The 23,836-nt window shown below is 70.8% G+C and carries 24 protein-coding genes; 14 read left to right on the top strand and 10 right to left on the bottom strand.

Annotated features, from left to right (window positions below; all coding sequences use genetic code 11):
• Positions 1–2: 2 nt before the first annotated feature.
• The 4 genes from IF78_RS0121210 (at position 3) to IF78_RS0121195 (ending at position 3,576) form a co-directional block, all read left to right on the top strand.
• On the top strand, positions 3–1,439 hold the full coding sequence (locus tag IF78_RS0121210; protein ID WP_031477780.1) for an aldehyde dehydrogenase family protein: 1,437 nt from the start codon (positions 3–5) through the stop codon (positions 1,437–1,439).
• Complete coding sequence (locus IF78_RS0121205) at positions 1,432–2,346, top strand: aldehyde dehydrogenase family protein (RefSeq protein ID WP_031477778.1); 915 nt, start codon at positions 1,432–1,434, stop codon at positions 2,344–2,346. The genes IF78_RS0121210 and IF78_RS0121205 overlap by 8 nt, the downstream gene beginning before the upstream one ends.
• Positions 2,347–2,530: 184 nt before the next feature.
• A complete protein-coding gene (locus IF78_RS0121200; RefSeq protein ID WP_031477776.1) occupies positions 2,531–3,166 on the top strand; it encodes a uridine kinase family protein in 636 nt (211 codons plus the stop codon).
• A 59-nt stretch (positions 3,167–3,225) separates the two neighbouring features.
• On the top strand, positions 3,226–3,576 hold the full coding sequence (locus IF78_RS0121195) for a DUF6281 family protein (RefSeq protein ID WP_031477774.1): 351 nt from the start codon (positions 3,226–3,228) through the stop codon (positions 3,574–3,576).
• Between the two features lie 182 nt (positions 3,577–3,758).
• Here IF78_RS0121195 and IF78_RS0121190 read toward each other — a convergent pair whose 3' ends face one another.
• Positions 3,759–4,505, bottom strand: coding sequence for a SigE family RNA polymerase sigma factor (locus IF78_RS0121190; protein WP_031477772.1), 747 nt, complete (start codon positions 4,503–4,505; stop codon positions 3,759–3,761).
• A 277-nt stretch (positions 4,506–4,782) separates the two neighbouring features.
• Between IF78_RS0121190 and afsQ1 the strand changes: the two genes are divergently transcribed.
• The 5 genes from afsQ1 to IF78_RS0121165 all read left to right on the top strand — a co-directional run bounded on the left by afsQ1 (position 4,783) and on the right by IF78_RS0121165 (position 9,087).
• The gene (afsQ1, locus tag IF78_RS0121185; protein WP_031477770.1) at positions 4,783–5,460 is read left to right on the top strand and encodes a two-component system response regulator AfsQ1; all 678 of its coding nucleotides are present in this window, start codon (positions 4,783–4,785) and stop codon (positions 5,458–5,460) included.
• Positions 5,457–7,043 (top strand): sensor histidine kinase, encoded by a 1,587-nt coding sequence (locus IF78_RS0121180; RefSeq protein WP_031477768.1) that lies wholly within the window; start codon positions 5,457–5,459, stop codon positions 7,041–7,043. The genes afsQ1 and IF78_RS0121180 overlap by 4 nt, the downstream gene beginning before the upstream one ends.
• Entirely contained in the window at positions 7,043–7,747 is a 705-nt protein-coding gene (locus IF78_RS0121175) for a hypothetical protein (protein WP_234439739.1), read from the top strand. The genes IF78_RS0121180 and IF78_RS0121175 overlap by 1 nt, the downstream gene beginning before the upstream one ends.
• A 454-nt stretch (positions 7,748–8,201) precedes the next feature.
• Complete coding sequence (locus IF78_RS0121170) at positions 8,202–8,753, top strand: VanZ family protein (protein ID WP_031477765.1); 552 nt, start codon at positions 8,202–8,204, stop codon at positions 8,751–8,753.
• A gap of 124 nt (positions 8,754–8,877) precedes the next feature.
• Complete coding sequence (locus tag IF78_RS0121165) at positions 8,878–9,087, top strand: PspC domain-containing protein (RefSeq protein WP_031477763.1); 210 nt, start codon at positions 8,878–8,880, stop codon at positions 9,085–9,087.
• A gap of 95 nt (positions 9,088–9,182) precedes the next feature.
• On the opposite strand, the gene dnaN is transcribed toward IF78_RS0121165, so the two are convergent.
• Positions 9,183–10,385, bottom strand: coding sequence for a DNA polymerase III subunit beta (gene dnaN / locus IF78_RS0121160; RefSeq protein WP_031477761.1), 1,203 nt, complete (start codon positions 10,383–10,385; stop codon positions 9,183–9,185).
• A gap of 101 nt (positions 10,386–10,486) precedes the next feature.
• Complete coding sequence (locus IF78_RS0121155) at positions 10,487–11,761, bottom strand: MFS transporter (protein ID WP_031477759.1); 1,275 nt, start codon at positions 11,759–11,761, stop codon at positions 10,487–10,489.
• A gap of 63 nt (positions 11,762–11,824) precedes the next feature.
• Here IF78_RS0121155 and IF78_RS0121150 point away from each other — a divergent pair, with 63 nt between their 5' ends.
• A complete protein-coding gene (locus IF78_RS0121150; RefSeq protein WP_031477757.1) occupies positions 11,825–12,787 on the top strand; it encodes a LysR family transcriptional regulator in 963 nt (320 codons plus the stop codon).
• Between the two features lie 56 nt (positions 12,788–12,843).
• Here IF78_RS0121150 and IF78_RS0121145 read toward each other — a convergent pair whose 3' ends face one another.
• Positions 12,844–13,605 carry an alpha/beta hydrolase gene (locus IF78_RS0121145; protein ID WP_031477755.1) on the bottom strand — a complete coding sequence of 254 codons (762 nt, stop codon included), beginning with the start codon at positions 13,603–13,605 and terminating at the stop codon, positions 12,844–12,846.
• Positions 13,606–13,751: 146 nt separating this feature from the next.
• On the opposite strand from IF78_RS0121145, the gene IF78_RS0121140 reads away from it, so the two are divergent.
• The 3 genes from IF78_RS0121140 (at position 13,752) to IF78_RS0121130 (ending at position 16,670) form a co-directional block, all read left to right on the top strand.
• Complete coding sequence (locus IF78_RS0121140; RefSeq protein ID WP_031477754.1) at positions 13,752–14,915, top strand: adenosine deaminase; 1,164 nt, start codon at positions 13,752–13,754, stop codon at positions 14,913–14,915.
• Positions 14,916–15,052: 137 nt separating this feature from the next.
• Positions 15,053–15,433, top strand: coding sequence for a hypothetical protein (locus IF78_RS0121135; RefSeq protein WP_031477753.1), 381 nt, complete (start codon positions 15,053–15,055; stop codon positions 15,431–15,433).
• 217 nt (positions 15,434–15,650) lie between these two features.
• Positions 15,651–16,670, top strand: a complete 1,020-nt coding sequence (locus tag IF78_RS0121130; protein WP_031477751.1) for a sigma-70 family RNA polymerase sigma factor — start codon at positions 15,651–15,653, stop codon at positions 16,668–16,670.
• On the opposite strand, the gene IF78_RS46310 is transcribed toward IF78_RS0121130, so the two are convergent.
• A complete protein-coding gene (locus tag IF78_RS46310; RefSeq protein ID WP_167348324.1) occupies positions 16,554–16,940 on the bottom strand; it encodes an STAS domain-containing protein in 387 nt (128 codons plus the stop codon). The two genes, IF78_RS0121130 and IF78_RS46310, sit on opposite strands and share 117 nt — an antisense overlap.
• Before the next feature lie 167 nt (positions 16,941–17,107).
• Between IF78_RS46310 and IF78_RS0121125 the strand changes: the two genes are divergently transcribed.
• A complete protein-coding gene (locus IF78_RS0121125; RefSeq protein ID WP_031477749.1) occupies positions 17,108–18,028 on the top strand; it encodes an AEC family transporter in 921 nt (306 codons plus the stop codon).
• Between the two features lie 58 nt (positions 18,029–18,086).
• Here the strand turns inward: IF78_RS0121125 and IF78_RS0121120 are convergent, their stop codons facing one another.
• The 5 genes from IF78_RS0121120 to IF78_RS0121100 all read right to left on the bottom strand — a co-directional run bounded on the left by IF78_RS0121120 (position 18,087) and on the right by IF78_RS0121100 (position 23,825).
• Positions 18,087–19,364 (bottom strand): thymidine phosphorylase, encoded by a 1,278-nt coding sequence (locus IF78_RS0121120; protein WP_031477748.1) that lies wholly within the window; start codon positions 19,362–19,364, stop codon positions 18,087–18,089.
• Between the two features lie 90 nt (positions 19,365–19,454).
• Positions 19,455–19,862, bottom strand: a complete 408-nt coding sequence (locus IF78_RS0121115) for a cytidine deaminase (protein ID WP_031477747.1) — start codon at positions 19,860–19,862, stop codon at positions 19,455–19,457.
• Entirely contained in the window at positions 19,859–21,136 is a 1,278-nt protein-coding gene (locus IF78_RS0121110; protein WP_031477745.1) for an ABC transporter permease, read from the bottom strand. Before IF78_RS0121110 ends, IF78_RS0121115 begins: the two co-directional genes overlap by 4 nt.
• Positions 21,133–22,257, bottom strand: a complete 1,125-nt coding sequence (locus IF78_RS0121105) for an ABC transporter permease (RefSeq protein ID WP_031477743.1) — start codon at positions 22,255–22,257, stop codon at positions 21,133–21,135. The genes IF78_RS0121110 and IF78_RS0121105 overlap by 4 nt, the downstream gene beginning before the upstream one ends.
• Positions 22,257–23,825 (bottom strand): ABC transporter ATP-binding protein, encoded by a 1,569-nt coding sequence (locus tag IF78_RS0121100; protein ID WP_031477741.1) that lies wholly within the window; start codon positions 23,823–23,825, stop codon positions 22,257–22,259. The genes IF78_RS0121105 and IF78_RS0121100 overlap by 1 nt, the downstream gene beginning before the upstream one ends.
• Positions 23,826–23,836: the final 11 nt, after the last annotated feature.

Here is a 23,836-nt window from a genome sequence, read left to right as displayed (position 1 = left end):
CCATGGCATCGGCATTCGAATACGCACCGGCCCCCGAGTCCCGCGGAAACGTCGACATCGCGCCCTCGTACGGCCTGTTCATCGACGGCGAGTTCACCGAGGCCGCCGACGGCAAGGTCTTCAAGACCGTCTCGCCGTCCACCGAGGAGGTCCTCTCCGAGATCGCCCAGGCGGGCGAGGCGGACGTGGACCGCGCGGTGAAGGCCGCCCGCAAGGCCTTCGAGAAGTGGTCGGCGCTGCCCGGCTCGGAGCGCGCGAAGTACCTGTTCCGCATCGCCCGGATCATCCAGGAGCGCAGCCGCGAGCTCGCCGTCCTGGAGACCCTGGACAACGGAAAGCCGATCAAGGAGACCCGCGACGCGGACCTCCCCCTGGTCGCCGCGCACTTCTTCTACTACGCGGGCTGGGCCGACAAGCTCGGCCACGCGGGCTTCGGCCCCGACCCGAAGCCGCTCGGCATCGCCGGCCAGGTCATCCCGTGGAACTTCCCGCTGCTGATGCTGGCCTGGAAGATCGCCCCGGCCCTCGCGACCGGCAACACGGTGGTCCTGAAGCCCGCCGAGACGACCCCCCTCTCCGCGCTGTTCTTCGCGGACATCTGCCGCCAGGCGGGCCTGCCGAAGGGCGTCGTCAACATCCTTCCGGGATACGGCGACACGGGCGCCGCGCTCGTCGCGCACCCGGACGTGAACAAGGTTGCCTTCACCGGCTCCACGGCCGTCGGCAAGGAGATCGCCCGGACCGTCGCGGGCAGCCGCAAGAAGCTCACCCTGGAGCTCGGCGGCAAGGGCGCCAACATCGTCTTCGACGACGCCCCGATCGACCAGGCGGTCGAGGGCATCGTCAACGGCATCTTCTTCAACCAGGGCCAGGTCTGCTGCGCGGGCAGCCGTCTCCTCGTCCAGGAGTCGATCCAGGACGAGCTGCTGGAGTCCCTCAAGCGCCGCCTGTCGACGCTCCGCCTCGGTGACCCCCTCGACAAGAACACGGACATCGGCGCGATCAACTCCGAGGAGCAGCTCTCCCGCATCACCACGCTCGTCGAGCAGGGCGAGGCGGAGGGCGCGGAGCGCTGGTCACCGGCCTGCGACATCCCGTCCGCCGGCTACTGGTTCGCCCCGACGCTCTTCACGAACGTCACCCAGGCGCACCGGATCGCCCGCGACGAGATCTTCGGCCCGGTGCTGTCGGTCCTGACCTTCCGTACGCCGGACGAGGCCGTCGCCAAGGCCAACAACACGCCGTACGGCCTGTCGGCGGGCATCTGGACGGAGAAGGGGTCGCGGATCCTCGCCGTGGCGAACAAGCTCCGCGCGGGCGTCGTCTGGTCCAACACGTTCAACAAGTTCGACCCGACCTCGCCGTTCGGCGGCTACAAGGAGTCGGGCTTCGGCCGCGAGGGCGGCCGTCACGGCCTGGAGGCGTACCTCGATGTCTGAGAAGACCGAAAAGACCGAGCGTTTCGACCGCCTTTCGGTCTTCAAGACCTACAAGCTGTACGTCGGCGGGAAGTTCCCGCGTTCCGAGAGCGGCCGGGTGTACGAGGTGACCGACTCGAAGGGCAACTGGCTGGCCAACGCGCCCCTCTCCTCCCGCAAGGACGCCCGTGACGCGGTGGTCGCCGCACGCAAGGCGTTCGGCGGATGGTCCGGCGCGACGGCGTACAACCGGGGCCAGATCCTCTACCGCATCGCCGAGATGCTGGAGGGCCGCCGCGAGCAGTACGTGCGCGAGGTCGCCGACGCCGAGGGCCTGTCCAAGTCGAAGGCTGCGGCGCAGGTCGACGCGGCGATCGACCGCTGGGTCTGGTACGCCGGCTGGACCGACAAGATCGCCCAGGTGGTCGGCGGCGGCAACCCGGTCGCGGGCCCGTACTTCAACCTCTCCTCCCCGGAGCCGACGGGCGTGGTGGCGGTGGTGGCCCCGCAGGATTCGTCGTTCCTGGGCCTGATCTCGGTCGTCGCACCAGTGATCGCCACGGGCAACACGGCGATCGTGGTGGCGTCGGAGAAGTCCCCGCTGCCGGCGTTGTCACTGGGCGAGGTGCTCGCCACGTCCGACCTGCCGGGCGGCGTCGTCAACGTCCTGTCCGGCCGTACGGCGGAGATCGCGACGCCGCTCGCCGCGCACCAGGACGTCAACGCGATCGACCTGGCGGGCGCCGACGAGGTCCTGGCGAAGGAGCTGGAGATCGCCGCGGCGGACAACCTGAAGCGCGTCCTGCGTCCACAGCCTGTGGACGACTGGGCGGCCACCCCCGGCATCGACCGCATGACGGCGTTCCTGGAGACGAAGACGGTCTGGCACCCCACAGGCTCCCTGGGCGCATCCGGCTCGTCGTACTGACCCACCCCCCACAAACCAGAGGGCCGTGTCTCCTCTCCGTCCGGAGGAGACACGGCCCTCTACTTCTGCCGCCGCTGCGCAGGGTGCTCAGGTGAACGCCACCTGTAGTCCAGGTGTGACGCGCGCTGCAAAGTCGGTACGCCGGGTCGTCCGCTGACCGGAACATGCCTCACACTGGTGTCCCGTGAGTTCCCAACCGCCCATACCGACGCGAGTCGTGCTGCTCTGCGGCCCCTCCGGCTCCGGCAAGTCCCTGCTCGCCGCCCGCTCCGGTCTTCCGGTGCTGCGGCTCGACGACTTCTACAAAGAGGGCGACGACCCGACGCTGCCGCAGGTCCCCGGGAGCTCCGACATCGACTGGGACCACCCCGACTCGTGGGACGCCGACACGGCCGTCGCGGCGATCGTGGAGCTGTGCCGCACGGGCCGTACGAACGTTCCGCTGTACGACATCTCGCTCAGCGCCCGCACCGGCGAGGAGGCAGTCGAGATCGGCCGGACCCCCCTGTTCATCGCGGAGGGCATCTTCGCGGCGGAGATAGTGACCCGCTGCCGGGAACTCGGGGTGCTGGCCGACGCGCTCTGCCTGAGCCGCGGCCCCGTGAAGACATTCCGCCGCCGCTTCCTGCGCGACCTGCGGGAGGGCCGCAAGTCGGTGCCCTTCCTGCTGCGCCGCGGCTGGCGCCTGATGCGTCTGGAGCGGTCGATCATCGCCCGCCAGACGGCACTGGGCGCGTATGCCTGCGACCGCGACGAGGCCCTCGGCCGCCTCACCGCGGCCGCGGCGGGCCGCTCCCCGGCGGCGACGCCGGCCGGCTGAACGAAGACGGCGCCTTCTCCGTCGTAGGACCGGAAAACGGTCCCGTGGGAAGGAAGCCGATGACGACTGCTCTCCAGGCCGGCCGACGGCTGATCATGACGTCCCTGCTCCTCGCGACGGCCGTCGGCTGTGCGGCGTCGGGCGGAGCGGGCGGTGCGGCCGAGGCGTCGTGCGCGTACCTGGTCACCTACGACGGTCGCAGCTACCTGGACGTCGCGAACGTCGACTTCACCGTCGGGGAGAAGCTGGGCACCGCCACGGTCCCGGGGTGCGACGACACCCCCAACGACCCTGGGGACACCGTTGCCGAACGCAGGATCACCGCGTACGAGGTCGAGGGGATGGACCCGGCCGTCGCGATCGCGGTCGGCGACACGCCCGCCGAGGTGACGCTCATGAAGGTCCGCTGAGCGCGCGCACGAAGAACGGGACTGGACGGACCCCCCGGCCCTCCAGCCCCGCTCCCGTTGTGCTCCACCGCTGTCCCCCGTGGCGGAGCATCCCCCGTGTTTCCCCCGTGGGGTCCCCCGTTGGCCCCCCAGCCCCCGTGGTCCCCCACTTGCTACCGCTCCCCCGCGGTCCCCCCCAACCCTCAGGCCACAAGCTCCCCGAAGGCGTCCTCCTCGTCACGGCCGAAGCTGAGGACCTCGTCCTCGCGCAGCCGGCGGAGCGACCGCCAGATGCTGGACTTCACCGTGCCGACACTGATGTCGAGGATCTCCGCGATCTCCGGGTCGGTGCGGCCCTCGTAGTAGCGCAGGACCAGCATCGTGCGCTGGAGCTCGGGAAGGCGGGCGAGCGCCTGCCACAGGACCGCGCGCAGTTCGGTGCCGCGCATCGCGTCCGTGTCGCCGGGCGTCTCCGGCAGTTCCTCGGTCGGGTACTCGTTCAGCTTGCGGCGGCGCCACGCGCTGATGTGCAGGTTCGTCATCGTCCGCCGCAGATAGCCACCCACCGCGGCCTTGTCGCTGATCCGGTCCCAGGCCTTGTACGTCGAGAACAGCGCGCTCTGCAGCAGGTCCTCGGCCTCGAAACGGTCACCGGTCAGGTGGTAGGCGGTCGCATACAGGGAGGCGCGGCGCTCCTGGACGTAGGCGGTGAACTCCGCCTCCGACAGCGAGCGACGCCGCTCCCCCGAGTCCTCCCTGTACGCGGCTCCCCCGTGCGGTTCCCCCGTGAAACCGTCAACCACCGTCATGTACGCGGTGTGCTGACGCCCGGCGCCGCGAGCGCACCCCCGCCCGCTCACGGCACCGGACTTCTCGGAACCCCGGCCCCCGTTCACGTCGTGCAGCCGCGTGATAACCGCGCTGGTGCTGGTGCCGTGCAGCGTGTTCATCTCGCGCCCCCCGTCGTGGACTTCCGGTGTTCTGATCGTGCGACTTGCTGGTGGTCTTGCTCGGTGCGTCTTGCTGTCTTGCCTGTGCCGAAAAGCTTGCCCGGGCACCTTCATGGCCGTGTCCGCCGACTGTCACAGAGCTGTCACAGGGGCCTGTGTCAGAGGTCGCCCCCAGGCGCGGGACAATCCCCGCACAGCCGAACGCGCTACGTGCGCGTAGGCGTACAGCTCGTACAGGTGTCGAAAGACCGCCCCCGCATGGGCCAGAATGAGGCCCGTGCCTTCCCTGTTGCTGATCGAGGACGACGACGCCATCCGGACGGCCCTGGAGCTCTCACTGACGCGCCAGGGACACCGGGTGGCCACGGCTGCCACCGGCGAGGACGGCCTGAAACTGCTGCGTGAGCAGCGGCCGGACCTGATCGTGCTGGACGTGATGCTGCCCGGCATCGACGGCTTCGAGGTGTGCCGCCGCATCCGGCGCACCGACCAGCTGCCGATCATCCTGCTGACCGCGCGCAGCGACGACATCGACGTCGTGGTCGGACTGGAGTCCGGCGCGGACGACTACGTGGTCAAACCTGTGCAGGGGCGGGTCCTCGACGCCCGGATCCGGGCCGTGCTGCGGCGCGGCGAGCGGGAGTCCAACGACGCGGCGACCTACGGCAGCCTCGTCATCGACCGTGCGGCGATGACCGTGACGAAGAACGGCGAGGACCTCCAGCTCACCCCGACCGAGCTGCGCCTGCTGCTGGAACTGAGCCGGCGGCCGGGCCAGGCCCTGTCCCGCCAGCAGCTGCTGCGCCTGGTCTGGGAGCACGACTACCTCGGCGACTCCCGCCTCGTGGACGCCTGCGTCCAGCGACTGCGCGCGAAGGTCGAGGACGTACCGTCGTCGCCCACCCTGATCCGTACCGTCCGTGGTGTCGGCTACCGCCTGGACGCGCCTCAGTGACCGACGCGCAAGGGGGTTTCCGCGGCTGGTTCGCGGCTCGCAAGGGAGTCTGGTCGAGGCTGCGTTTCACCAGTCTGCGACTCCGGCTGGTGGTCGTCTTCGGTCTCGTCGCGCTCACGGCCGCCGTGTCCGCGTCCGGCATCGCCTACTGGCTCAACCGCGAGGCGGTGCTCAGGCGCACCCAGGACGCAGTGCTGCGGGACTTCGAGCAGGAGATGCAGAACCGCGCGGGCCTGCTGCCCCAGGAGCCGACGCAGGACGAACTGCAGCACACCGCCGGTCAGATGGCCAACAGCAGTCAGCGCTTCTCCGTGCTGCTGGCCGCCCAGGACGCCGACGGCAAGCCGGTGTACGGCAATTCCGGCGGCCTCGACGGCTTCACGCTCGCGGACGTGCCCGAGTCGCTGCGTACGGCGGTGAACGAGAAGCAGCAGAGCAACTCCTCCGGCAAGTCCGAGTACCACCTGTACTGGCAGCGGATCGTGGAGGACGACACCCCGTACCTGATCGCCGGCACGCGCGTGAACGGCGGCGGTCCGACCGGGTACATGCTCAAGTCCCTTGAGCAGGAGGCCAAGGACCTCAACTCCCTGGCCTGGTCGCTCGGTATCGCCACGGGCCTCGCGCTGATCGGCTCCGCGCTGCTCGCGCAGGCCGCCGCCACGACCGTACTGAAGCCGGTGCAGCGCCTCGGTGTCGCCGCCGGCCGCCTCGGCGAGGGCAAGCTGGACACCCGCCTGCGCGTCTCCGGCACGGACGAACTGGCGGACCTCTCAAGGACGTTCAACAACGCCGCCGAGGCGTTGGAGAAGCGGGTCGCCGACATGGCCGCGCGGGACGAGGCGTCCCGCCGCTTCGTCGCGGACATGTCCCACGAACTCCGCACCCCCCTCACCGCGATCACCGCGGTGACGGAGGTCCTGGAGGAGGAGCTCGAGGCGGAGTCCGGCTCCATGGACCCGATGATCGAGCCCGCCGTACGCCTCGTGGTCAGCGAGACACGCCGGCTGAACGACCTCGTCGAGAACCTGATGGAGGTCACCCGCTTCGACGCGGGCACGGCCCGCCTGGTCCTGGACGACGTCGACGTCGCCGACCAGATCACGGCCTGCATCGACGCCCGGGCCTGGCTGGACGCGGTCGACCTGGACGCCGCGCGCGGCATCGTGGCCCGCCTGGACCCGCGCCGCCTGGACGTCATACTGGCCAACCTCATCGGCAACGCGCTCAAGCACGGCGGCTCGCCGGTGCGCGTCACGGTCAGTGAGGCGGACGACGCGGTCGTCATCGCCGTACGGGACCACGGCCCCGGCATCCCCGAGGACGTCCTCCCCCACGTCTTCGACCGCTTCTACAAGGCCAGCGCCTCCCGCCCCCGCTCCGAGGGCAGCGGCCTCGGCCTGTCCATCGCCCTGGAGAACGCCCACATCCACGGCGGCGAGATCACCGCCGCCAACTCCCCCGAAGGCGGCGCGGTGTTCACCCTGCGCCTTCCGCAGGACGCGTCGAAGCTGGCGCAGGAGACGAACGGCGACGAGGGCGGCGGCAAGGACGCCGATGGCACGCAGAAGGGGGACGCCTGATGAACGGACATGACGCGGGAACAGTCCCCGTCCACCTCAGGAACGCCGAGTCCGAACCCCACACACATGGACACGCACACGGCCGGACGGCCCCCGCAAGCCGACGGCGGCGTACGGCCCGCCTGCTGACGCTCTCCGCACTGACCGCCACCCTCCTCACCGGTTGCGGCATACGGCCCACGGAGGTCCCGACCGACTTCGGCCCGGCCCCATCCCGCGTGCACTGCTCGCTCTCCGAGCCGGACGTCTCGACGCAGGCATCCCGCGGCCTTCCGGTACAGGTGTTCCTGCTGTGCGGCTCGCAACTGGTGGCCGTGGAGCGGACGGTACGGGTCCCGGACGGTTCGCCGGACTCCGAGCGCCGCGTACTGGTGGCCCAGGGCCTGCTCGACGAGCTGGAGGAAACCCCGTCGGCCGACGAGAAGGAGGCCGGCTACACCACGGACGTCCGCGGCGCCATGACCGTGAACGGCCCCCGCCCCGGCGACCCCGACGAGACCCTGCGCCTGAGCACCCCGCCCACCGACCTCACGTCGTACGCCCTCGCCCAGATCGTCTGCACCTTCTCGGACTCGACGGCCGCCGAGGGCGACGGCTCGGTGATCCTGGGTGGCCCGACGGACGAGCCCCCACGCCGCTACGAGTGCACGGACGAGGTCCGCACGAGACCGGGCACCAACGAGCCCCCGTCGAGCGACGCCTGACCGAGTGACGCGGGCCGAGGGTGGGTCGCGCGGCCCGGCGCCGGCGGGGTGCCGCTGCGCCCACCTGTGCCGCCCCAGCGGCACGACTGCCCGCAGCTGGGTCGGAAGGGCGTGTACCCCCACGCACCCGCGGTCGCGTACGGCGGGAAGGGGACGGGCCGGGGGGTGTCCGCCCGCAGTGGCCGGCGTCAACACGCAGCCCCTCCCGGCCTAAGCCCAGCCGCCGGTCCGAGGACGGACACCCCCCGGCCCGGCCCCGACCCACAACACGACCGCAGGCGCTACACGCACCCCCACCACACCTGCACAGGCGCCGCAGGCATCCGCACCCCCACCACACCCGCACAGGCGCCGCAGGCATCCGCACCCCCACCGGAGGCACGTGTGGCGGACGCCTCACCCCACCACCGCGCGACCCGGAACCGATCCTGCCGGGGGGCGCGTCTAGGGGGGCGTGCAGCGTCAAGGCTCCATCGGCGGCAGCGCCGCGATCCGCATCCGTGCGACGGGGGGTGTCCTCCTGGTCGCACACCTCGCGTTCGTCGCCTGGCTGACAATGCGCCCCCTGGACGTCCCCTGGGTGATGCCGGCCAACCTGCGGCCCTTCGCCGGGATAAGAGCCGACCTCGCCCTGGGCTGGCAGCAAGCCGCCCGCCGCATCATCGAGGGGCTCGCACTGCTCGCCCCGCTCGGCGTACTGATCCCGATGGCACACGGCAGGCTCCACGCCTCCCCCCTCGGCTCCCTGGTCCGCACGGTCGCCGCCGGCGCCTTGATCTCCCTGGGCATCGAACTGCTGCAGACCGACGTCCCGGGCCAGGTCGTGGACATCGACTCACTGTTCCTGAACACGGCCGGCGTGGCCCTCGCACACGCGACGATCGTCCCCGCCGCCCGCGCCTGGCTCCGCCGCAGATCCCGGGGCGCCCACCGGCCGACGGTCGCCCAGGAGGAGCCCTCTCAGGGTCGGACCCCGACGATTCCCAGGGTCGGGATAGCCCCATAGAGCGACGCTTTGCCCGCTTCGCCGCCATAGCGTGGATGTCAGATGAGGCAACCACTCGGAAGGCCTCAGAAGCCGGAAGGCCCACAAGGGGGCCTTCGGCCCACGCTCGCGAAGGAGCCGCACCATGACCGCGCTCGCCCGACCCACCCACGGCCGCATGATCGGCGGAGTGTGCGCCGCGCTGGCGCGTCGCTTCGGCACCTCCGCGACAACGATGCGCGTCCTGTTCCTGATCTCCTGCCTGCTCCCGGGCCCGCAGTTCCTGCTCTACATAGCCCTGTGGGCACTGCTCCCGTCGGAGGACAAGGCGAACAAGACACGCACAGCCTGGTAACCAGGGCACACACAGCCTGGTAACCGGCGCAACGAATGCGCCCCGGCACCGCCTCCATCGCCGGGGCGCACCGTTCTTTTCCCCGCCGCAACGGGTCAGACCAGCTGCTTCACGGACATGAGCAGATGCCGGTGCGACCCGCCGTCCCCGCCGTCCCCGCCATCCCCGCCGTCCCCGCTCTCCCCCTCATCCGAGCCTCCCACCCCACTCAACAGCGCCCGCTGCCCCGTCCCGATCAGCTCCAGCCGCAACCGGCCCGTCTCGAAGGAGTTCAGCGCGTCCAGCAGATACGCCGGATTGAACGCGACGGTGACCTCCTCCGCCCCGCTCAGCACCGCCGGCAACCGCTGCGCCGCCACATCGTCCCCGTACCCGGCCCGCAGCAGCACCGACCCGCCGGCCGAGAAGTCCAACCGCACCGGACTGCTCGCCTCGGCCACCACGGCAACCCGGCGCACAGCCTCCGTGAACGCCCCGCACTCGACCTCCGCGACCGCCGCACCCGCCATGTCGAACAGCGACCCGTACGCCGGCAGCCGCCCGTCCAGCAACCGCACGACGCTCCGCATGCCGCCACCCTCGAAGCCGACCAACCCGCCGCCCGCGGCGGTGTCCAGCCCGACCCGCACGACTCCGCACCGCGCGAGCGACCGCGCGGCATCGAGCAGCCGCCGCGCGGGCACCAACGCCTCCACAACAGCGCCAACACCCGCCACCTCCGCGGCCCCCGCAGCCCCCACAGCCGCTTCAGGCTTCCACCCCACCCGCCGCACTGCATACCGGTACCGGTCCGACGCCGACAGCGTCATGGACTCGCCGTCCAAGCGCAGCTGCACACCCGTCAGCACCGGCAGCGTCTCGTCCCGCCCCGCCGCCACGGCCACCTGCCCGACGGCCGTCGCGAAGGCGGCCGCGTCCACGCTGCCGTACGGCGCGGGCTGCGGCGGAAGCGCCGGGTACTCCTCGCGCGGCAGCGTGGACAGCCCGAACTCGGTGCCGCCCGCCTCCACCGTGAACCGCGCCCCCTCCAGGGAGCAGCTCACCGGCCCGTCCGGCAGCACCCGGCAGATGTCCAGCAGCCGGCGCCCCGGCACCAGCACCTCGCCCGCCGCCCCGGTCTCGGCGTCCACCTCGATACGCGCCGCCGCCTCGAAGTCGAACCCCGAGACGGTGAGCCGCCCGGAGCTCACCGCCAGCAGCAGGCCCCCCAGCACCGGCACCGGCGTACGCGATGGCAGCGCACGCCCCGCCCACCCCACGGCCTCGGCGAAGCCGGCACGCTCGATGCGGAACTCCATGAAAAATCCCCCTGCCCGGACCCGGTCCTCAGTGATCGCGGACACTATCCGCACCCACTGACAACCGGCCCCGACCAGGGGGAACGTACAAAAGCCCAGGCTCAGGCAGCCGTCGCCAGCCGCTCTCGACGCAACCGTGCCGCCCGCGTCCCGAACACCGTGATCGTCACGACGCCGAGCACCGCCAGCAGTCCGACCCCGACGGTCCCGGCCCAGCCGCCCGCGTGGAAGGCGACGGCGCCCACGGTGCTGCCCGCGCTGGAGCCGACGTAGTAGGCGGACTGGTACAGGGCGGAGGCCTGCGCCCGCCCACGCGTCGCCGTCTTGCTGACCGCCGAGGACGCCACCGCGTGCCCCGCGAAGAAGCCGCCGGTGATCAGCACCAGCCCCAGCAGGACGAGCGGCAGCGAGCCCGCCAGGGACAGCAGCAGCCCCGCCGCGGTGGTGGCCCCAGCCGCGTACAGCGCACCGCGCCGGCCCAGACGGCCCACCAGCCGCCCGGCCGTCGAAGCCGACACCGTACCGACCAGGTACACCAGGAAGATCGAGCCGATGATCCCCTGCGGCAGCGAGAACGGCGCCTCCGTCAGCCGGTAGCCGATCACCGTGTAGACACCGCCGAAGACGGTCATGAACAGCGCGCCGATCGCGTACAGACGGCACAGCAGCGGATCGGAGAGATGGTCACGGACCGTCCGCACGAGCACCCGCGGCCGCAGCGAGCCCGGCTTGAAGTGGCGCGGCGCCGGAAGCAGCAGCCGGAAGGCGACCGCGCACGCCACGGCGAGCGCGCCGATCACACCGACGGCGACCCGCCAGCCCCACTCCTGAGCGACCCACCCGGTAATCACGCGGCCGCTCATCCCGCCCACGCTGTTGCCCGCGACGAACAGTCCGATCGCCGTGACCAGCGCCTTCGGTCGGACCTCCTCGGCGAGATACGCCGTCGCCGACGCCGGCAGGCCCGCCAGCGCGGCACCCTGCACGGCCCGCAGCACAACCAGGGCGGTCAGGTTCGGCGCGAGGGGGACCAGCAGCCCGACCGTCACCGCGACCGCCAGCGACGCCGTCATCACCGTACGGCGTCCGAACCGCTCGGACAGCGCGCTCATGGGCAGCACGAACAGCGCCAGACCGCCCGTCGCCGCCGCCACCGTCCAGCTCGCCTGGCTCGCCGCCACCCCGAACTCACCGGAGATCAGCGGCAGAAGGGCCTGGGTGGAGTACAGCAGGGCGAAGGTCGCGACTCCGGCGAGGAAGAGGGCGAAGCTCATCCGGCGGTAGCCGGGGCCGCCCGGGGCCATACGGGAGTCGACGACAGGGACAGCGGGTGCGGCGCCCACGGTGGTGGACGCCCCGGTACTGGCGGGAGACATGCTTCGAAGCTACGGACGCTCCCGCTGATCCGTCCAATGCATGGATTCGCCATAATCGTTCCCATGGCGCATCAACGCAGCTCACAGGCTCGGCTGTCACCATCCAGTGACACAGAAGACATGGAAGATTTGTCGAGGTTGCTCGCACCCCGCCTCGCCTACTTCGCCGGCGTGGCCCGCACCGAGCACGTCACCCGGGCCGCCCAGGAGATGCAGGTCCCGCAGTCCACGCTGTCCCGTGCCATGGTCCGCCTGGAACAGGACCTGGGTGTCGACCTGTTCGCCCGCCACGGCCGTACGGTCTCCCTGACCCCCGCCGGCCGCACCTTCCTCGCCTCCGCCGAACGCGCCCTCGCCGAGATCCGCCGCGCCGCCGACGAGGTACGCGCCGACGCCGACCCGGCCACCGGCAAGGTCGCCTTCGGCTTCCTGCACACCATGGGCGCGGAGACGGTCCCGGGCCTCCTGCACGCCTTCCGCGCCGACCACCCGCGCGTCCGCTTCAGCCTGGTCCAGAACTACGGCGAGGCGATGATCGAACGCCTGCGAGCCGGCGAACTCGACCTCTGCCTGACGTCCCCCGTCCCCGACGCCCCCGACCTGGTCGCACGCCGCCTGGACGAGCAGAAACTCCGCCTGGTCGTCCCCGCCGACCACCGCCTCGCCGCCCGCAAACGCATCCGCCTGGCCGAGGCCTCCGACGAGATCTTCGTAACCCTGGAACCCGGCTACGGCCTCCGTCGCATCACGGACGACCTGTGCAAGGAGGCGGGCTTCAAGCCGCGTATCGCCTTCGAGGGCGAGGAGGCGGAAACGCTGAGGGGCCTGGTGGCGGCGGGCCTGGGGGTCGCTCTGCTGCCCCCACCGGCGGTACCCCGCCCAGGAGTGGCGGAACTGACGGTCACAGCCCCGAGAGCGGCGCGCGAGATCGGCGTGGCCTGGCTGGCGGACCGCCCGGACACGCCCCCCGTGGCGGCCTTCAAGAGGTTCCTGCTCTCAAGAAGGGGCAACTTGTTGCCCACCTAAGGGCAGCGGACCCAAGGGGCGCGGGGCTGTGTTCGATATGCGGCTCCCCTACGGGGCTACCGCCGCAACGACTTACCGAACCCGGCAGCCAACGGCATCCGCAACCCCAAAGGAGGCGGAGCCGCAAACGCATCAGCGACCGGCCGGGAAAACACCCTCCCGAACAACACCCCCATGACGAAGTCCTCGGCCAGCGCGAGGACTTCCTCCCGGTACTGATGCAACCCGTGCCCATCGGCATGCACTTCGAACCGGCACACATCCCGGTTCGCCTTCTTCGCCCGGGCCGCCAACCGGAACGACAACTCGGGATCGGTCCGCTCGTCGTTCGTGCCGTGCACGATCAGCACCCGCCGCCCGCCGAGCTGCTTCACCGGTTCGGGCGAGGCCGCCACGTCCTCCTCCGGCAGCCAAGGCGCCACCGCCAGCACGGAGTTGACGGCGTCGTGACCCGCCGCGTGCAAGGCCGCCCGCCCGCCCATGTCCACCCCGGCGAGACACACGGGGACGTCCCCATAGCGCCGTACGACCTCGTCCGCGGCCCACAACGCGTCGCTCACCTGGTTCGCGGCACTGCCGTTCCACCCGCGGAAGCGGTAGTGCACGACATGCGCGGCAAGCCCCTCCCCGCGCCCCGCCCGCACCAGACGGCGTCCCAGCGTCCGCACGTACGAGGTCGCCAACAGCGGAGCCGGTTTGCGATGTGAGGTCTCGTCACCGCCGGGAAGCAGGAGCACCACACCGCTCACCGCCGTCGGCTCCGGCCCGATCGCCCTGCCCAGCCGGGCCCTGCGAACCGGCGTCGCTTGTTGTGCCATGACAGAACAGTGTCAGAAGGACGGGTGTACGCGACCCGTCCTTGCGGTCACCGTTACGTATCGACGGATTCGTACAGCGACGAGGAAACGAACGAGGGACGCGCATTCCACGAGCGATCTACGCGTGTAGGCATTACAGTGCCGAAATGACGAGCGAGACTGCCCAGAGGGCGAACACCCCGAGCTCGGACCAGATCCGCCGGGCCCCGAAGGTTCTGCTGCACGACCACCTCGACGGCGGGCTGCGCCCCGGCACGATCGTCGAGCTCGCCCGCGAGGCGGGCTACAGCCGGCTCCCCGAGACCGACCCGGACAAGCTCGGCGTCTGGTTCCACGAGGCCGCCGACTCGGGCTCGCTGGAGCGGTACCTGGAGACCTTCTCCCACACCGTCGGCGTGATGCAGACCCGGGACTCACTCGTTCGGGTGGCGCGCGAGTGCGCCGAGGATCTCGCCGAGGACGGGGTCGTGTACGCCGAGGTGCGGTACGCGCCCGAACAGCATCTCGAAAGCGGGCTCAGTCTCGAAGAGGTCGTCGAGGCCGTCAACGAGGGCTTCCGGGAGGGCGAGCGGATCGCACGGGAGAACGGCCACCGCATCCGCGTCGGCGCCCTGCTCACGGCCATGCGGCACGCCGCCCGCGCGCTGGAGATCGCCGAACTCGCCAACCGCTACCGCGACCTGGGCGTCGTCGGCTTCGACATCGCCGGCGCCGAGGCCGGCCACCCGCCCACCCGGCATCTCGACGCCTTCGAGTACCTCAAGCGCGAGAACAACCACTTCACCATCCACGCGGGCGAGGCCTTCGGCCTGCCGTCCATCTGGCAGGCCCTGCAGTGGTGCGGCGCCGACCGGCTCGGGCACGGCGTGCGCATCATCGACGACATCCAGGTGCATGCCGACGGCTCGGTGAAGCTCGGCCGGCTCGCCTCGTACGTACGGGACAAGCGCATCCCGCTGGAGCTGTGCCCGAGCTCCAACCTCCAGACGGGCGCCGCCGACTCCTACGCCGCCCACCCCATCGGCCTGCTGCGCCGACTGCACTTCCGCGCCACCGTGAACACCGACAACCGCCTCATGTCCCACACCAGCATGAGCCGGGAATTCGAGCACCTTGTCGACGCATTCGGCTACACGCTCGACGACATGCAATGGTTCTCCGTCAATGCGATGAAATCATCGTTCATTCCTTTCGATGAACGGCTCGCGATGATCAATGACGTGATCAAGCCCGGATATGCCGAACTGAAATCCGAGTGGCTTTTCCGGCAGACCACGTCTACCAGCGACTCTGCCGCCGAAGAGGGGTGACCTGCCCGCCTCCCCGTGCACGGGATGCGAACGCCATTCACAATCCGTCCTCATTTCGATGTTTGCGGAGGCATGCGGGGCGTGTTTACGGTCGAGAACCGCTCACAACCCCGTAACGAATTTCGAGGACGCATTTCATGAAGCAGTCTGCTGCCAGGACCCTCGGTGTCGCCGCTCTCGGTGCCGCCTTCGCCGCCGCGGGTGCCGGCGCCGCGAACGCCGCGCCGGTCGCCCCGGACGCCGCGGGCACGGCGCTGGACACCGTCACCAGGACGCTCCCGGCCGAGAACCTCTCCACGGCCACCCCTGCCGCCACCTCGGGGCTGGCCCACGGCCAGGAGGCGCTCACCACGGGCGTGGCCTCCGCGCAGCCGGCCGCCGAGCAGGCGCTGGCGGGCGGCCCGACCGGCCTGGTCTCCGGCCTGCTGGGCGGTCTGCCGGTGCCGGGTGTGCAGGGCGCGCCCACCGCGGCTCTGCCCACCCAGGGCCTGCCGCTGAACGGCCTGCCGCTCGCCTGAGCCCGCCGCACCTCCGCACCGGAGAACCAGCGGAGAACCACATCGCCGGGGCGCACCCCATGGACACTGGGTGCGCCCCGGCGGTGTGTCGTCGTCAAGCCGTCTGAGCTGCGCCTTTGTCCGCTCCGGGGGCCAATGTCAGTGGGCTGCGGTAGCTTCCGAGGTGTTGGGCGCGACGAAGCGCTCCACGGGATACGGCCACAGGGGTGGGTGGACGATGAGCGACGGCACGGCGACTACGACAACGGACCTCGACGTCAGGCTGGAGAAACACCGCGTCGAACTGACCGGGTACTGCTACCGCATGCTCGGCTCGTCCTTCGAGGCCGAGGACGCGGTACAGGACACGATGGTCCGCGCCTGGCGGAGCTACGACAGATTCGAGGGCCGCTCGAGCCTCCGGTCCTGGCTGTACCGCATCGCGACGAACGTGTGCCTGGACATGCTGACCGCCGGCAACAAGCGGGCCCGGCCGATGGACCTGACGGAGTCGACGCCGCTCGCCCAGGCGGCGCTCTCGCCCCGGCCGGACAACACCTGGCTGGAGCCGATGCCGGACAACCGGGTGCTGCCGACCACCGACGATCCGGCCGAGGCGGCGGTCGCCAAGGAGTCGGTGCGGCTCGCCTTCATGGCCGCCCTGCAGCAACTGCCGCCGAAGCAGCGGGCGGTGCTGATCCTGCGCGAGGTGCTGGCCTGGAAGGCGAGCGAGGTCGCCGAGCTGCTCGGCACCACGGTCGCGTCGGTCAACAGCGCGCTGCAGCGGGCGCGCGCGACGCTCGCCGAGCGGGAGCAGCCGGGGGCGGAGGCGGCCGTCTCCGACCCGCTGGACGACGAACAGCAAAAGCTCCTGGAGCGCTATGTCGCGGCCTTCGAGGGCTACGACATGACGGCGCTCACGGCCCTGCTGCACGAGGACGCCATCATGACGATGCCGCCGTTCGACCTGTGGCTGACCGGCGTCAAGGACATCACGGGCTTCATGACGACACTCGGCGCTCCCTGTGCGGGCTCGCGTCTGGTGCCGGTCCAGGTCAACGGACTGCCAGGGTTCGCGCAGTACAAGCCGGATCCGGACAAGGGCGGCTTCGTCCCCTGGGCGGTGCAGGTCCTGGAGGTCTCAGACGGCCGGATCACCGGGTTCCACTGCTTCCTCGACACTCAGCGCTGGTTCCCGCTGTTCGGGCTGCCCCTCCGTCTCGAAGCGGAGCCCGACAAGGTCGAGGAGGGCGTGTAGCGCGGGGTCCGGGTCGCGCAGCCGGATACTGCCCCCGGCCCGCCGGGCGGTGAGCTGCAACCGGGCCAGCAGATCCACGATGCCCAGCCCTGGCGGCCCGAGCCCCCCGACATCGCACACCACCACTCCCGCCCCGGTGTCCTCCAGCCGCGCCCGCACGGCGTCGCACAGCCCTGCCGCCTCGTCCCGGGTGACGGGGCCGGTCAGCACGAGTACAGCGGGTGTCATGGCGTCCACGATCGGTAGACCGGGCGGGCGGACATAACTCATCGGGGCGCGCGCCGGCCGGCGATTCCCGCTGCTCAGGGCACGGCCCGTGTCCGCCGACCGAGATCACGTTGACCCGCTCCCCTCCTCCCCCGGAGGGTTGGCTGCATGTCCCACCTATCAGCGCGTCCCCGAATGCCCCGCGTTCCCCTCCCCGCCAAGGAGGTGCCGTGCAGGGGGTGTTGACGGGGTTCGCGGTGATCGCGGTCGTCATTGGCGTCGGCTATGCGATCGGCCGACGCGGCTACCTCGGCGAGCACGGCCGCGAGGTCCTCACCAAGCTGGCCTTCCACGTGGCGTCCCCGGCCCTGCTTTTCACCACCCTCGCGCAGACCGACCTCTCGGTGATCTTCTCCAGCCGCCTCCTGGTCACGGCACTGAGCACGGCCGCGGCGGCCGGGGTCTTCGTCGCGGTCGGTGTCGTACGGCGATGGGGCGTGGGCCGTACGACGATCGGCGCGCTGTGCTCCAGCTACGTCAACTCCGGCAACCTCGGCATCCCCATCGCGGTGTACGTCCTGGGCGACGCGTCGCTGGTGGCGCCGGTGCTGCTGTTCCAGCTGGTCGGGGTCACGCCCATCGCGCTGACGATCCTCGACCTGTCCGGCGAGGGCGAGAAGGGCCCCCTGTGGCGCCGCCTGCTGACCCCACTGCGCAACCCGATCGCGGTCGGCTCACTGGCGGGCGTGGCGGTGTCGGCGGCGGGGTTGCGGATCCCGGCCCCCGTCCTGGACCCCCTGAACCTGATCGGCGGCATGTCGGTCCCGGCCGTCCTGCTGGCGTTCGGCATCTCCTTGTGCGGCAGCACGATGCCCGGACGGGGGCCGGACCGTCACCCGGTGTTCCTTTCGGTCGCGCTGAAGTCGGTGGGCCAGCCGGCGGCGGCGTGGGCGCTGGCGGCAGGCGTCTTCGGCCTGCGGGGCGCACCCCTGCTGGACGTGGTGGTGACCTCGGCCCTGCCCGCCGCCCAGAACCTGTACACCTACGCGTCGAGCTACGGAGTGGGCGAACGCCTGGCCCGCGACTCGATTCTGCTGTCGACAGTGATCTCGGTTCCGGTGCTGGTGGTCGCCGCCGCCCTGCTCGGCTGAGTCCGGCCACGCGAGAAGGGCCCGGCACCCCAAGGTACCGGGCCCTTGCTCAGGCGCCTCAGGCGATCCGCTCCAGCACCACCGGCGAAGCGGTGAAGTCCGTCCCCGTCGCCGCGATGTCGTAGGAGCCCTCCACCGCCTGGAGCGCGTACTCGAAGCGCTCCGGCGTGTCCGTGTGCAGGGTCAGCAGCGGCTGGCCCTCGGTCACCGTGTCGCCCGGCTTGGCGTGCATCTCGATGCCCGCGCCCGCCTGCACCGGGTCCTCCTTGCGGGCACGCCCGGCACCCAGGCGCCAGGCGGCGACGCCGAGGTCGTAGGCGTCGAGGCGGGTGAGGACACCGGACGACGGGGCCTTGATCACGTGCTGCTCGCGCGCCACCGGCAGCTCCGCGTCCGGGTCGCCGCCCTGGGCCGCGATCATGCGGCGCCAGACGTCCATCGCCGAGCCGTCGGCCAGGGCCTTGGCCGGATCGGCGTCCTTCACGCCCGCCGCGTCCAGCATCTCCCGGGCCAGCGCGATGGTCAGCTCCACGACGTCCGCCGGGCCGCCGCCCGCCAGGACCTCCACCGACTCGCGGACCTCGAGGGCGTTGCCCGCCGTGAGGCCGAGCGGCGTCGACATGTCCGTCAGCAGGGCCACCGTCTTCACGCCGTGGTCCGTGCCCAGGCCCACCATCGTCGACGCCAGTTCTCGGGCGTCCTCGATCGTCTTCATGAAGGCGCCCGTGCCGACCTTCACGTCCAGGACCAGCGAGCCCGTGCCCTCCGCGATCTTCTTCGACATGATCGACGAGGCGATCAGCGGGATCGCCTCGACCGTGCCGGTCACGTCGCGGAGCGCGTACAGCTTCTTGTCCGCGGGGGCCAGGCCGTCGCCCGCCGCGCAGATCACCGCACCCGTCCCGTCCAGTACGGACAGCATCTCCTCGTTCGACAGCAGCGCGCGCCAGCCCGGGATCGACTCCAGCTTGTCCAGGGTGCCGCCGGTGTGGCCGAGGCCCCGGCCCGAGAGCTGCGGGACGGCGGCACCGCAGGCCGCCACCAGGGGCGCGAGCGGAAGCGTGATCTTGTCGCCGACGCCGCCCGTGGAGTGCTTGTCGGCCGTGGGGCGGGACAGGGACGAGAAGTCCATGCGCTCGCCGGAGGCGATCATCGCGGCCGTCCAGCGGGCGATCTCGCGGCGGTTCATGCCGTTGAGCAGGATCGCCATGGCGAGCGCGGACATCTGCTCGTCGGCGACCTCCCCGCGGGTGTACGCGTCGATGACCCAGTCGATCTGCTCGTCGCTGAGCTCACCGCGGTCCCGCTTGGTGCGGATGACAGAGATGGCGTCCATGGCCATGGCTTTCCTTCCGGCCGAACATTCTTGAAACGGCACGGCCCCTCCGAGCGCTCGCCGGAGCAACTCGGAAGGGCCGCACAGGAGTTACTTGGTGAGGTGGCCCGGCCCGAAGGCCTGCGGCAGCATCTGCGACAGCGGCAGGATTCCCGCCGGGGTCTCCAGCAGCAGCTCGGCGCCGCCGAACTCGTACAGCAGCTGGCGGCAGCGGCCGCACGGAACCAGGATGTCGCCCTTGCCGTCGACGCACGTGAAGTGCGTCAGCCTGCCGCCCCCCGTGTTCTGCAACTCCGAGACCAGCCCGCACTCGGCGCACAACGACAGCCCGTACGACGCGTTCTCGACGTTGCAGCCGGTGATCGTACGGCCGTCGTCGACCAGGGCCGCGACGCCGACCGGGTAGCCGGAGTACGGGGCGTAGGCGCGGGACATGGCGTCCCGGGCCGCCGCGCGCAGCTTGTCCCAGTCGACGTCGTGGGAGGCGGCCGGGGTCACTTGCCCTGGCCCTTCCGGTACGGCAGGCCGTCCGCCTTCGGCATCCGCAGGCGTTGCGCGGACAGGACGAGGACGACGAGCGTGATGACGTACGGCGTCGCGGAGACGACCTGGTTCGGGACCTCGTTGGTGCCCGCGTACCAGGCGAACACCAGGGCGCCGAAGACCGCGCTGACCGCGGCGGAGACGTACTTCTTGCGGATCAGCAGCCAGATGGCGCCGATGATCAGCAAAAGCGCGCCGAGCAGCAGCAGGGCGTGGACGTTCTCGGAACCGCCGCGCAGGTTGAGGCTGTCGGTGTAGCCGAACAGGCCGGCGCCGAGGGCGAGGCCGCCCGGCATCCAGTTGCCGAAGATCATCGCGGCGAGGCCGATGAAGCCACGGCCGCTGACCTGGCCCTCCAGGTAGAAGGGGTTGGCCACGATGGAGAGGAAGACGCCACCGAGACCGGCCAGGCCGCCGGAGATGATCACGGCGATGTACTTGTACTTGTAGACGTTCACACCGAGGGACTCGGCCGCGACCGGGTTCTCACCGCAGGAGCGCAGGCGCAGACCGAAGGCGGTGCGCCACAGGATCCACCAGGTCGCGGGGATCAGCGCGACGGCGATCAGGGTCAGCCAGGAGACGTTGGTGACCAGGCCGCCGAGCAGGCCGGCGATGTCGGAGATGAAGAACCAGCCCTGGTTGTTGAGGTCCCGCAGCCCGTCGGACAGGCCCGGCACGGTGAAGTTGCCGAGGGACTCGATCGCCGGGGACTGCTTGGCGGAGCCGCCCGCGTGGCCCTCGAAGGCGAGGGGCGCGAGGTAGCGGGTGGCGCCGAGGGCGAGGATGTTGATGGCCACACCGGAGACGATGTGGTTGACGTTGAAGGTGACGGTCACGAAGGCGTGCAGCAGGCCGCCGATCGCGCCGCCGAGGATGCCGACCAGGACACCGGTCCACGGGCCCCACTGGAAGCCGGCCCAGGCGCCGAACCAGGTGCCGAGGATCATCATGCCCTCGAGGCCGATGTTGACGACGCCCGCCCGCTCGGCCCACAGACCACCGAGACCGGCGAGCCCGATCGGCACGGCGAGCTGGAGCGCGGTGGACATCTGGCTGACGTTGGTGATGCCGTCGGCGCCGGTGATGATGCGGACGATCGAGGTCAGCGCCAGGGCGCCGGCGATGACCAGCAGCAGGACGGGCCACGACAGGCGGCGGCCGGTCGGCGCCGCGGGCTGCAGCGTGGGCTGGTTGACGTCGACCGCTGAAGTCTGCGGGGTGGTCATCGGCCCGCCACCTCCTTCGTGGTGTTGTTGTCGGCGCCCAGGACGTGACCGGCGGCCAGCTCGGCGCCGACCCGGCGCTGCTGGCGGCGCAGGCCCCACTCACGGACGGCCTCGTAGGAGACGACGACCGAGAGCACGATCAGGCCCTGCATGATGACCGCGATCTCCTTGTCGTAGTCGTGGAAGTCCAGCTCGGGCGACGCCTTGTCGAGCCAGGCCCACAGCAGTGCGGCGAAGGCGATGCCGACCGGGCTGTTGCGGCCGAGCAGGGCGATGCCGATGCCGAGGAAGCCGATGCCGGTGGGGAAGTTGAGGCTGTAGGTGTGGGTGTCGCCGAGCAGGATCGGCAGGCCCGCGAGACCGGCGATGCCGCCGGAGAGCAGCATGGCGGTGAGCACCATGCGCTTGGGGTCGACACCGCTGGCCGCGGCGGCGCTCTCCGAGGCGCCGGAGGCGCGGAGGTCGAAGCCGAAGCGGGTGCGGTTGAGGACGACCCAGTAGGCGATGCCGAGCAGCACGGCGAGGAAGACCAGGCCGTAGATCTCGCCCGCGTCGCCCATGTCGATGCCGGGGACCCAGCCGGACTCGTGCATCTCGCCGGTGGTGTTGTTGTTGCCGACCTTCACACCGAAGACGGTCGGCAGCCACAGGTAGCCGATGACCGAGGTCGCGATCGCGTTGAGCATGATCGTCGCGACGACCTCGCTGACGCCGCGGGTGACCTTCAGGACACCGGCGATGCCGGACCAGAAGGCACCGGTGCAGACCGCGGTGAGGAGCAGCAGCGGGATCTGGAGGGCGGCCGGCAGGTTCGCGTGCGCGCCGACGATGGCGGCCATCATGGCGGCGAGCTGGTACTGGCCGTCGACGCCGATGTTGAACAGGTTCATCCGGAAGCCGATGGCCACCGCGAGGGCCGCGATGTAGTACATCGAGGCCTGGTTGATGATCAGGACCTGGATGTCGGAGAACGTGGCCTGCTCGAACATGATCGAGAACGGCTCGACCGGGTTCTTGCCGGAGGCGATCAGCACGATCGCGCTCAGCACGAAGGCCACGGCGAGCGCGATGACCGGACCGGCCACGGCGAGGAGCACGCGCTCCTTGTCGAACTTCTTCATCAGCGGGCCTCGTCTTCGCCGGGCTCGGAAGACCTGGAGGTGTCTTCGGGGGTCTCTTCGTGTTCGAGGTGACCGGTGGCGGCACCGGTCATGGCCGAGCCCAGTTCCTCCGGGGTGATGGTGGCCGGGTCGGCGTCGGCGACCAGCTTGCCGTTGTAGATCACGCGGAGGGTGTCGGACAGGCCGATCAGCTCGTCCAGGTCGGCGGAGATCAGCAGCACGGCCAGGCCCTCGCGGCGGGCCTCGCGGATGTGGTCCCAGATCGCGGCCTGCGCGCCGACGTCCACACCACGGGTGGGGTGCGCGGCGATCAGGAAGCGCGGCTTGTGGCTCATCTCGCGGCCGACGATCAGCTTCTGCTGGTTGCCGCCGGAGAGGGAGGCGGCGGTGACGTCGATGCCGGGGGTGCGGACGTCGTACGCCTCGACGATGCGGCGCGTGTCCTGCTGCGCGGCCTTCGGGTCGAGCCATACGCCCTTGGCGTTGGGCTTCTCGGTGACGTGGCCGAGGATGCGGTTCTCCCAGAGGGGCGCCTCCAGGAGCAGGCCGTGGCGGTGGCGGTCCTCGGGGATGTAGCCGATGCCCTGCTCGCGGCGCCTGCGGGTGGGCCAGGCGGTGATCTCCTCGTCGATCAGCTTGATCGTGCCGGAGTCGGCGTGCTTGAGGCCGATGAGGGCGTCGACCAGCTCGGTCTGGCCGTTGCCCTCGACGCCGGCGATGCCCAGGACCTCGCCCGCGTGGATGGTGAAGGTGATGTCGTCGAGGAGCGCCTTGCCGCCCACCGCCTCCAGGCGGAGCTTGTCGACGGTGATGACCGGGCGGTCGGTGACCGTGGACTCGGCGGTCTCCGGCGTGGGCAGCTCGCTGCCGACCATCATCTCGGCGAGCTGCTTCGGGGTGGTCTCGGCGGGGACGGCCGTACCGACCGTCGTGCCGCGGCGGATGACGGTGATCTCGTCGGCGACGGAGAGCACCTCGCCGAGCTTGTGGGAGATGAAGATGACCGACAGGCCCTCGGACTTCAGCTCGCGCAGGTTGTCGAAGAGCGCGTCGACCTCCTGCGGGACCAGGACGGCCGTCGGCTCGTCGAGGATCAGCGTGGTGGCGCCGCGGTAGAGGACCTTGAGGATCTCCACCCGCTGGCGGGCGGCGACGCCGAGCTCCTCGACCAGCCGGTCGGGCTCCACACCGAGGCCGTAGCGCTCGGAGATCTCCTTGATCCTGCGGCGCGCCTTCGCGCCGATGCCGTGCAGCTTCTCGCTGCCGAGCACCACGTTCTCGAGGACGGTGAGGTTGTCGGCGAGCATGAAGTGCTGGTGGACCATGCCGATACCGCGGACGATGGCGTCGGCCGGCGAGGAGAAGCTGACCTGCTCGCCGTTGATCGCGATGGTGCCCTCGTCCGGCTTCTGCATGCCGTAGAGGATCTTCATCAGCGTCGACTTGCCGGCGCCGTTCTCGCCGACGAGGGCGTGGACGGTGCCCTTGCGGACGGTGAGGTGGATGTCGTGGTTGGCCACGACGCCCGGGAACCGCTTGGTGATCCCGGCGAGCTCGACGGCGGTCACCTGACCGTTGA

This window comes from Streptomyces bicolor, assembly GCF_000719285.1.
Taxonomy (GTDB): Bacteria; Actinomycetota; Actinomycetes; order Streptomycetales; family Streptomycetaceae; genus Streptomyces; species Streptomyces bicolor.
Note: the sequence above shows the minus strand (reverse complement) of the source record. Positions and strands in the feature narration are given on the sequence as shown.